At 67.5% G+C, this 8,949-nt stretch carries 11 protein-coding genes and 1 pseudogene; 2 read left to right on the forward strand and 10 right to left on the reverse strand.

Annotated features, from left to right (window positions below; translation table 11 throughout):
* Window positions 1-10 precede the first annotated feature (10 nt).
* From H565_RS0103885 to H565_RS0103925, 9 genes are all read right to left on the reverse strand, one after another.
* The gene (locus H565_RS0103885; protein ID WP_034408267.1) at window positions 11-964 is read right to left on the reverse strand and encodes a branched-chain amino acid ABC transporter permease; all 954 of its coding nucleotides are present in this window, start codon (window positions 962-964) and stop codon (window positions 11-13) included.
* Entirely contained in the window at window positions 961-1,851 is an 891-nt protein-coding gene (locus tag H565_RS0103890) for a branched-chain amino acid ABC transporter permease (RefSeq protein WP_027459886.1), read from the reverse strand. The genes H565_RS0103885 and H565_RS0103890 overlap by 4 nt, the downstream gene beginning before the upstream one ends.
* Before the next feature lie 87 nt (window positions 1,852-1,938).
* Window positions 1,939-3,162 carry an ABC transporter substrate-binding protein gene (locus tag H565_RS0103895; protein ID WP_027459887.1) on the reverse strand — a complete coding sequence of 408 codons (1,224 nt, stop codon included), beginning with the start codon at window positions 3,160-3,162 and terminating at the stop codon, window positions 1,939-1,941.
* Between the two features lie 66 nt (window positions 3,163-3,228).
* Window positions 3,229-3,969 (reverse strand): ABC transporter ATP-binding protein, encoded by a 741-nt coding sequence (locus H565_RS0103900; protein WP_051363399.1) that lies wholly within the window; start codon window positions 3,967-3,969, stop codon window positions 3,229-3,231.
* Window positions 3,966-4,760 (reverse strand): ABC transporter ATP-binding protein, encoded by a 795-nt coding sequence (locus H565_RS0103905; RefSeq protein ID WP_034408270.1) that lies wholly within the window; start codon window positions 4,758-4,760, stop codon window positions 3,966-3,968. Before H565_RS0103905 ends, H565_RS0103900 begins: the two co-directional genes overlap by 4 nt.
* A gap of 84 nt (window positions 4,761-4,844) precedes the next feature.
* The gene (locus H565_RS0103910; protein WP_342663791.1) at window positions 4,845-5,465 is read right to left on the reverse strand and encodes a 1-acyl-sn-glycerol-3-phosphate acyltransferase; all 621 of its coding nucleotides are present in this window, start codon (window positions 5,463-5,465) and stop codon (window positions 4,845-4,847) included.
* Window positions 5,466-5,474: 9 nt separating this feature from the next.
* A complete protein-coding gene (thyX, locus tag H565_RS0103915) occupies window positions 5,475-6,179 on the reverse strand; it encodes an FAD-dependent thymidylate synthase (protein ID WP_027459891.1) in 705 nt (234 codons plus the stop codon).
* Window positions 6,180-6,214: 35 nt separating this feature from the next.
* Window positions 6,215-6,565, reverse strand: coding sequence for a GNAT family N-acetyltransferase (locus H565_RS15670; protein WP_051363400.1), 351 nt, complete (start codon window positions 6,563-6,565; stop codon window positions 6,215-6,217).
* Window positions 6,549-7,019, reverse strand: a complete 471-nt coding sequence (locus H565_RS0103925; protein ID WP_027459892.1) for an EVE domain-containing protein — start codon at window positions 7,017-7,019, stop codon at window positions 6,549-6,551. The genes H565_RS15670 and H565_RS0103925 overlap by 17 nt, the downstream gene beginning before the upstream one ends.
* Window positions 7,020-7,094: 75 nt before the next feature.
* On the opposite strand from H565_RS0103925, the gene H565_RS0103930 reads away from it, so the two are divergent.
* Window positions 7,095-8,180 (forward strand): S1C family serine protease, encoded by a 1,086-nt coding sequence (locus H565_RS0103930; protein ID WP_027459893.1) that lies wholly within the window; start codon window positions 7,095-7,097, stop codon window positions 8,178-8,180.
* Between the two features lie 83 nt (window positions 8,181-8,263).
* Complete coding sequence (locus H565_RS0103935; RefSeq protein ID WP_027459894.1) at window positions 8,264-8,479, forward strand: hypothetical protein; 216 nt, start codon at window positions 8,264-8,266, stop codon at window positions 8,477-8,479.
* 164 nt (window positions 8,480-8,643) lie between these two features.
* Here the strand turns inward: H565_RS0103935 and H565_RS14260 are convergent.
* Window positions 8,644-8,949 (reverse strand): annotated as a pseudogene (locus H565_RS14260) (IS4 family transposase); the annotation flags it as partial.

Raw genomic sequence — 8,949 nt, forward strand, 5'->3', positions numbered from 1 at the left:
CAAGGGCCGCCTAGCGCCGCCGCCACTGCTGGAGGGTCCCCACCACTCCCCGGCGGAAGAACAGCACGGTCGCCACGAAGACCAACCCCGTCACGATGCCCACCGGGAGGTTGGCGGTCGTCAGCACGTCGCGCAGCAGCAGGACCAACCCCGCGCCCACCACGGGGCCAAAGAGGGTGGTCGTGCCGCCCAGCAGGGTCATCATCACGACCTCGCCGGAGGTGCGCCAGTTGACGACCTCCAGGCTGACTACCCCGTGCCCGAACGCATACATGCTGCCCGCCAGCCCCGCGAGGCCCGCGCTGATGAGAAAAGCCGTGAACTTAAAACGCACCGGGTTTAGGCCGATGCTCTGCGCCCGCGGTTCGTTGTCGCGCACGGCTTGGAGGGATTGCCCAAAGGGACTGCGGACGGTGCGGTAAGCGACGTAAAAACCCACCGCAAACAGCGCGAGGCAAAAGTAATAACGGGTCACCGAGTCGCTGAAATCCAGCCCCAGAAAGCTGGGCCGCTCGAAGCCCTGAAGGCCGTTTTCTCCGCCCGTCACGTCGGTCCATTGCAGCGCCAGGAAAGAGAGCATCTGCGCGAAGGCCAACGTAATCATTGAGAAATAGATGCCCGCGCTGCGCACACTCAGAAAGGCGATGGGCACCGCGAGTGCGAGGGCCGCGAGGGTGCCCCCCAGCATGGCGACGGGCACGCTTTGCCCTTGCCCCAGCAGGTAAGCCGTGACGTAAGCGCTGCTGCCCCAGAAAGCCGCGTGTCCGAAGCTCAGCAGCCCGGAAAAGCCGAACAGCAGGTCAAAGGCGACCGCGAAGAGGCCCCAAGCCAGGATATCGAGCGCGAGCACCGGGTAAATCAGCCGGGGGAGGACCAGCAGCAGCACCCCCAACCCCACCAACCACGCGGCGCGGGTCAGCCGCTCGCGGTCGGTGCGGGCGGCAGTTCGTGGAATGACGGTCACCTTGCTCCCTCCGGCAGTCCAAACAGCCCGCTGGGCCGCACCAGCAGCACCAGCGCCATCAGAATGAAGACCAGCGTGTTGGCGATGGGCGGGTACAACGCCGCGCCGATGGCCGCCAGCACGCCCACGGCAAAGCCCGTGACCACGCTGCCCAGGATGCTGCCCATCCCCCCAATCACCACCACCGCAAAGGTCGTGATGATAAGTTCGGCCCCCATATACGGCTCGACCGAATAGATGGGCGCGGCGAGAACCCCCGCCAGCCCTGCGAGGCCTACCCCCACCCCAAAGACGCCCGTCACCCACTTGCTCACGTCAATCCCAAAGGCCCGCGTGACCATGGGGTTTTCGGTGCTCGCCCGGATGATGGCTCCCACCCGCGTCTTCTCAATCACGAACCAGGTGACCAGGCAGATGAGCAGACTCAGGCCAATCACGAACAGGCGGTATTTGGGAAAGACCACGAAGCCCAGGTTGACCACTCCCGACAGCGCCGGGGGCGGCGTGTAGGGGGCGCTAGACACCGCGTACTGCGAGAGCATGACCTGTTTGACGAGGTCCTGGGTGAGCAGTGTCAGCCCAAAGGTCAGCAGCAGGTTGTAGCTCGGCTCCAGCCCGTAGAGCCGCGAGAGCAGCCCCCGCTCCAGGGCCATCCCGATGAGCGCCACGACGAGCGGGGCGATAATCAACGAGGGCCAGAAGCCCAGCCCAAAGGCCTGCCCCAGGGCAAAGGCCGTGAACGCTCCCAGCATGTACAGCGCCCCGTGCATGAAGTTCACGATGCGCAGCATCCCGAAAATCACCGCGAGGCCGAGGGACAACAGCGCATAAAAGGCACCGTTCACCAGCCCGTTGAACACCTGAATCAGCAGCAGTTGTGTGTTCATTCGTTATGTCCAGGAGGCGAGGGGCCGAACAGCCGAGGGGTCGAGGTAGAGTCTCGACCTCCCGACTTCTCGACCTCTAGACCCTTCTCAGAACTTGCACTTGCTTTCCGAGAGCGGCTGGAAGGCGCGGGCGGCGGGGATGGTGGCCACCTTGGTGAAGATGTCCCCGGCTTCCCTCGCCTGCGAGCGCGGTTTGACCTGTACGGTGTACACGTCGAGAATCACCCGGTGGTCCTGCGGGCGGATATATGCACTGCGGGCGAAGAAATCGCTGAAGCGGTGGCCTTCAAGGGCCTTGACCACCGCGTCGCCGTCGTCACTCTTGGCGCGGGCGACCGCCTGAAGGTAGGTCATGGTGGCGGAGTAGACTCCAGCCTGCGCCCAGGTGGGCTTCTTGCCAAAGCTGCGCTCGAACTTGGCGGCCCAGTCGCGGCTGCGCTGGTCGAGGTTCCAGTACCACGGCACGGTGGCGAGCGCCCCCGCGAAGGCATCCTGTCCCAGCGCCGCCACGTCGGTCTCGAACAGCAGGCCGATGCCCAGGCCGATGCCCTGCTGCCGCAGCCCGAACTCGTTGTACTGTTTGACCACGTTCACCAGGTCTGCGCCCGCTTGCATGGTCCCGAACACCTTGGGCTTGAGGCTTTGGGCCTTGAGCAGATAGCTGGAAAAGTCGGTGTTGGGGAAGGGCGTGGCATCGCTGTTGGTGACGACCCGGCCCCCATTTTCGCGGATGGCCGCGGTCATCTGGCGGTTGAGGTCCTGCCCGAAGGCGTAGTTGGGATAGATGATGTACCAGCTGTTGCCGCCGCGTTTGGTGACCGCCGTGCCCGTACCATTGGCGAGCATGTAGTTGTCGTAGGCGTAGTGGAAGGTGTACTTGTTGCACTTCTCGTTCGTGAGGGCGGTGGTGCCCCCGGTGACCACCATGACCGGAATCTTTTTGTTCTTGGCGACCTCCGAGGCGGCGAGCGCCGCGCTGGAGGTGGGCAGGTCCATAAGCACGTCCACCTTCTGACGGTCAATCATCTCGGCGGCTTTGTTGCTCGCCACATCCGCCTTGTTCTGGTGGTCGACGCCGACGACCTGCACCTTGTTCCGGAAGCTGGGGTTGGCCGCCATGAAGTCCTGGGCGGCGAGCTGCGCGGCCCGCACGCTGCCCGGTCCGGAGAGTTCGGAGTAGACGCCGGAGAGGTCAGTGAGGACGCCCACCCGCACCACGTTGTCGCTGAGGCGAGCACTCTGCGCGAGCGCTCCCGTGACGGCAGCGAGGGCGGCGGTCGAGACGAGGGCGGTCAGGAGTTTTTTCTGCATGGCATTCCTCCAAAGGGGAAGAGTGTGCACTGGAAGCTGGTCGCTGGCGGCTGGAAGCTGGCCGCTTTAGACGCTGAGGTAACGGAGCAGGTCGGCCCGGCGGTCTTCCACCTCGTGCCGGGCGACTTCGTCGACGACCTCGCCGTCGACGAGCACGTAGTGACGATCGGCGAGCCGGGCCGCGAACTTGAGGTTCTGCTCGACCAGAATCACGCTTAGGCCCTCGCCGCGCAGCTCCTGGAGCATGTCGCCGATGGCCTGCACGATGACGGGCGCGAGACCCTCGCTGGGTTCGTCGAGCAGCAGCAGCCGCGGATGAGTGCGCAGCACCCGCACGATGGCGAGCATCTGCTGTTCGCCGCCCGAAAGCTTGGAACCGGGGTGGTGCCCACGCTCGCGCAGCACCGGAAAAGCCTGATACGCCCGCTCCAGGCTCCAGCCGCCGGGCCGGGCAGGGGGCAACTCCAGGTTCTCGCGCACGGTCAGGGTGGACAGAATGGCCCGCTCCTCCGGCACCCAGGCGAGGCCCCGCGCGGCCACGCGGTTGCTGGAAAGCCGGGTGAGGTCCTGGCCGTCCAAGAGAATCTGCCCGGTGCGGCTCCTGAGCACGCCCATGATGCTCTTGAGGGTCGTGGTTTTGCCCGCTCCATTGCGCCCAATCAGGCTGACGACCTCGCCAGGGTTCACGTGCAGGTTGACCCCGTGCAGGACGTGGCTTTGGCCGTAGTAGGCGTTGAGGTCGCGGACTTCGAGCAGTGGCCTGCCGGGAACGGGCACCGGGGCGGCCAGGGGCGCGGGGGTGCTCATGCGTGCGCCTCCTCGCCCAGGTAGGCTTCGATGACGCGGGGGTCGCGCCGCACGTCGTCGTAGCGCCCGCTGGCGATGACCTGGCCGTATTGCAGCACCGTGATGCGGTCGGCGAGTTCGGCCACTACGCTCATGTTGTGTTCGACGAGGACCACTGTGCGGCCCCGTGCCACCTCGCGCACGAGCGCAATCACGCGGGCAACCCCCTCCGACCCCATCCCGGAGGTCGGCTCGTCGAGCAGCAGCACCCGCGGTTCCTGGGTCAGCGAGATGCCGATTTCCAATTGCCGCTTCTCGCCGTGGCTGAGGTCGGCAGCGAGCCGCCCCTGCGCCGCGCTCAGGCCCACCCGCTCTAGAATCTCGTCAGCGCGGGGACCGAGGGCTTCGAGACGCGAGAGGGGCGTCCAGAACTGCCCTGGCAGGGGTGTGGGCGACCCCAACGCGACGAGCACGTTGTCCCGCACGGTCAGGCTGGGAAAGACCGAACTAATCTGAAACGAGCGCGACAGCCCTCGCCGCACGATGGCGTAGGGCGGCAGCGTGTCGATGCGCTCACCGAACAGCAGCACCTCTCCGCTCGTGGGCCGCAGGAAGCCCGACAGCAGGTGAAAGAGCGTGGTCTTGCCCGCCCCGTTCGGGCCGATAATGGCGTGAATCTCGCCCTCACGAATCTGGAGATTGACCCCGTTGGTGGCGCGAAACCCCCGGAAGTCCTTGACGAGCGCCCGCGCTTCGAGGGCCGTGGCCGTGACGGGGCTGGGGGTCGGCGAGCTGGCGTCGGCCACCGTCATGGGACGGTGCCGGATGCGGACTGAGGCATCCTCTCTCCCTCCTGTTCAAGATTGTGGTACGGGAGGGATTCTACAGCACTCGCGTTACGGCTGCGTCACGGGGGGAGTTTCCCGGCGCAGGGGCACCACCGGCCCCATGTTCGCGGGCGTGTGGCCCCGCACCCCCTCCAGCAGGGCGGCCATCTGCCGAAAGTCGGCGTCGATATCCCCGGTGGGGGTCACGTAGGCCACCACGCCCACCCGCTTGCGCCCCCAGTCGAGCACCGTCACCCCGATGGGCACGCCCGCCTTTAGGGCCATGTAGTAAAAGCCCGTCTTCCAGCCCTCGGTGCGGCTGCGGGTGCCTTCGGGGGCGACGGCGACCATGATTTCGGCTTCGCGGCGAATGACCTCGACCACCCCGTCGACGAAGTTGCCCCCAGTGCGGCGGCGGTCGACGGGAAGGCCACCCCAGGCCCGCAGCAGCCACCCCAGCGGGGGCCGGAACAGCTCGCGTTTGGCCACCCAGTGCGCTGGGGTGCGGGTGGCCCAGCGCCAGGCGATGCCCGGCCAGAAATCCGCATTGGAGGTGTGGGGCGCGACCGCCGCCACGAACTTCGGTCCCGGCGGGGGCGCCAGCACGGGGGTCCATCCGGTCAGCCGCAGGGCGAGCGTGGCGAGGCGCGAAACGGGGGTGGGCGGGCGGTTCATCCAGGTGACGGGCACCGGGAGAGTCTAGGGCTTGGCCCCTGCCTCCCCCCGCAGCGCCCGCCACTCCCGGAAGGTGACGGGGAAGAGGGGTTCAGCCAGCTCGGCCAGCGCCCGCGCATAGAGCTGGGTTTCATACTGCGCCCCCTCGTGGTCGCGCAGCGAGAGAAAGTGCAGGAGCGAGCGCACATTGAAGGTGTAGTACGACTCGGTGTACAGCGAGAGGGGCAGCACGCCCCGCGCTTGCTCGCGCGTCACGCCCAGCGCGAGCAACTCCTGGTAGGCCGCGAACGCCGCTCGCCACGCCCCCTCCCACACCGCCGCTGCCGCCGCCTGGTCGAGCGTGCCGTCGTCTTCCACGCTGGCCTGGCGGTTGCTGGGGGCTTGACGGCGGAAGGAGGGCGGGGTGAAGTTGCGCTCCTGCAGCTCCACATAACGGCCAGAAATCTCGTTTTTGGAGACCCCGACCCGGTGCCGCACCAGTTGCCGGTCGACAAAAATGGGGCACACCACCTTAAAGGTGACCAGGTTGTGTTCAAAGGGGCTGCCGTGCTGATGCCGCAGCAGGTAGCGAATCAGTTTCTCGTCCCGGCCATTCAGGGGCGCGTCCGAGTCACCGCCAAAGGAGACGCGGGCGGCGTTCACAATCATCTTGTCTGAACCCACGTGCTGCACGAGGGTCACGGCGCTGATGCCGTCGCCGAGGGGGGAGAGGGTGGGGGGGGTGGTCATCGGGGGTCAGCTTAGCGCCGGTCAGGGCCGGGACTTCACGGCACGTCCAGCTTCATGAGCAGCACCTCGCCCCAAGGCGTCTCCAGGCGCGTCAGGGGCGTGAAGCCCGCCTTCGCGGAGGCCCGCAGCGCTCGCCCGTCGTTGGGGTGGGGGTCAATCAAAATCCGGCGCAGGGCAGGGCGTTCGCTTTTCAGGATTTCCAGGAAGGCACGGATGACCGCTGGCCCCAGCCCCCGCCCGGTCAACTCGGCCTCCCCGCTGAGCAGGTCTCCCCCCCACGTCTCGCCCTCGCCGTCGTTCCAAAAGGCGCGGACATGCGGTTCTTGCAGCCAGCGCGTGAGCAGCGGCAGGTGGGCTTCGGTCAGGGCTTCAAACGAGACCGTCATCCTCCACCCCCGCCGCCCGCAGCGCGGCCCCGAACTGCTCCGGCGTCACCGGAAAGACGCTGAGGCGGTTGCCCCGGCGGGTAAGGGGTGAGTCCTGCCATTCCGGGAGGGTCCGCAGCGTCTGCAGGGTCAATACGGCGGGCAGGGCCAGGACCGGGGCCACGTCCACCATGCTCCAGCGGGGGTTCTCCGGCGTGGAGGACGGGTCGAAATACTCGCTTGCCGGGTCAAACTGGAGGTCGTCAGGGTAGGCTTCCCGCACCACCCGTGCCACGCCCGCCACCCCGGTCGGCTGGGCACCAGAGTGGTAAAAGAGGCAGAGGTCCCCTTCTCGCATCTCCCGCAGGAAGTTGCGGGCTTGGTAGTTGCGCACGCCGTTCCAGCCCTCACGCCCCACCCGGACAAGGTCCTCGTAGCTGAACACGTCGGGTTCGGATTTCAGGAGCCAGGGCATGTCGGCGGGTAAGTTAGCGCCCCGTCCGTACCCCTCGCCACCCTGCCCCGGCGCGGGACGCTCTAGCATGGGGGCGTGCGTCCCCTGCCCTGGCTTCCCGTGCTGCTGCTGCTCGCGCTAGCGGCCTACCTGCTGCCGGAGTGGTCGCCCCGGCTGGGGACCGGGCCGCAAACGCCCCCCGCCGTCTCGCAGTCTCTGCCCGGCGAGCTGCCGCCCAACGCGAGCGACCTTTTCGAGGCCACCCGCCCGGCGGTCGTGCAGGTCGAGAGCCTGAACACCCGCACCCGCGAGGCGGGACTGGGCACGGGCTTTTTCATCTCGGAGGGCGGGCAGGTCATGACCGCCTACCACGTCGTCTCGACCGGGCAACTCTTCCGCATCCGCACGCTGGAGGGCCGCCGCTACCGCGCCCGCGTGACCGCCTACGACGCGGCGGCGGATGTAGCGCTGATGCAGGTGGAGGGGCGCACGCCCGGCTTTCCCTTCCTGCCGCTCGCGGGGGCCGAGCCACGGGTGGGGCAGGAGGTGCTCGCCATCGGCAACAGCGGCGGCGACTTCCTGCAACCGCGCCGGGGGGTGCTGCTGCGGCTGGGGGCCGAGGCGGGGCACGCCGACTTTCCGCAGGGCACCCTGGAGATGAACGCTCCCCTCGCGCCCGGCGACAGCGGCGGCCCCATCCTCGACGGCACCGGGTCGGTCATCGGGGTCGTGAGCTTTATCCGCATCGACGAGAGCAACCAGACGCGGGCCTCCTACGCGGTGCCGGTGACGGTGGACAGTCCGCTGGTCCGCTCGCTCCTGGCTGGAGAGCAAAGGGACGTCCCCGTCATCGGGCTGAACCTCGACCCCGTCCACAGCGGCCTCACTGACCCCCCCGGTGCCGTCATCGCCCGCGTAGTCCGCGGCAGCCCGGCGGAGGCAGCGGGCCTGCGCGGTGCCCGCTTCGACGCGCAGGGCAACCTGCTGGACCTCGGCGACGTGATTCTCAGCGTCAATGGTCGCCGCGTGCGGGACGCCAACGACTTTATCCGCACCGTGCGGGGCGGGGCCGCCATCGGCGACACCATTCGGGTGGGCTACATCCGGGACGGGGAGGAACGCGAGGCCACCATCACCCTGGTGGGGGCGCGGTCGCTCACCGACCTCTACGGCGAGGAGTAGAACAGCTCTTCGGGGCCGAGCATGAACCCCCCATCACCGTTCGCTCGCCGGGCGCTTCACCTGCCCGGTGCAGACTGATTCCCATGTCGCGTGCCTTTATCAAGGAAGACGGCGGCGAGCGCTGGACGCCGCCCCCCGCGCCCCGCGCCTACCGCGTGTTGTGGCGGGGTCCCGGCGGGCCGGAAGTCGTGTACGAGACCGACGACCTCCTGACCGCCCTGCACTGGCTTGCCTCCCGTGAACGCCCCGGCTTCGAGCTGCGGGACCGGGCGGGGGCTTTGCTGGCGACGGCGGCGTAGGGCGTGTGGCTTGTCGCTTGTGGCTTGTAGAGGAAGGTGGGAGGCGCAAACAACGTCTCCCACCTTCTTTGGCTTTTTTCCACGAGCCACTGGCCACACGCCACAAGCTCCTCTACCACTCCCCTTCCAGCGTCAGCCGCCCCGTGGTGGTGTTCACCTGCTGACTACCCTTCAAAACGCGGCATGAGAGTCGTCAGGGTACGCCAGGACGACGGGGATGGGTGCAGCAGCAGGTCTTGGAGATGGTCGAGGCCAAGCCGGAACACGGACACCGCACGGTGTCCGTGTTTCTTGATCTGTACGTCCTTCTTGTTTGCCAGCAGCTCCCCAGTCACGCAGGCCCAGATGAACGCCACGCTGACCACCGTCAATAGGGTGGACACCCGCTCCGCGCGGGTCAGGCCCGTGTCCTCCAGGTTGAAGCCCCTGGTTTTCAAGGCAGAGTGCAGATTCTCTGCCTGCCAGCGCCC

Origin of the sequence: Deinococcus murrayi DSM 11303 (assembly GCF_000482805.1) — a bacterium.
Taxonomy (GTDB): domain Bacteria; phylum Deinococcota; class Deinococci; order Deinococcales; family Deinococcaceae; genus Deinococcus; species Deinococcus murrayi.

Excerpts from the sequence above, each read along its gene's own strand:
- H565_RS0103895 (WP_027459887.1), bottom strand. The coding sequence starts at position 3,162 with ATGCAGAAAAAACTCCTGACCGCCCTCGTCTCGACCGCCGCCCTCGCT.
- thyX (WP_027459891.1), bottom strand. The coding sequence starts at position 6,179 with ATGACCACCCCCCCCACCCTCTCCCCCCTCGGCGACGGCATCAGCGCC.
- H565_RS0103890 (WP_027459886.1), bottom strand. The coding sequence starts at position 1,851 with ATGAACACACAACTGCTGCTGATTCAGGTGTTCAACGGGCTGGTGAAC.
- H565_RS15670 (WP_051363400.1), bottom strand. The coding sequence starts at position 6,565 with ATGACGGTCTCGTTTGAAGCCCTGACCGAAGCCCACCTGCCGCTGCTC.
- H565_RS0103935 (WP_027459894.1), top strand. The coding sequence starts at position 8,264 with ATGTCGCGTGCCTTTATCAAGGAAGACGGCGGCGAGCGCTGGACGCCG.
- H565_RS0103925 (WP_027459892.1), bottom strand. The coding sequence starts at position 7,019 with ATGCCCTGGCTCCTGAAATCCGAACCCGACGTGTTCAGCTACGAGGAC.
- H565_RS0103900 (WP_051363399.1), bottom strand. The coding sequence starts at position 3,969 with ATGAGCACCCCCGCGCCCCTGGCCGCCCCGGTGCCCGTTCCCGGCAGG.
- H565_RS0103905 (WP_034408270.1), bottom strand. The coding sequence starts at position 4,760 with ATGACGGTGGCCGACGCCAGCTCGCCGACCCCCAGCCCCGTCACGGCC.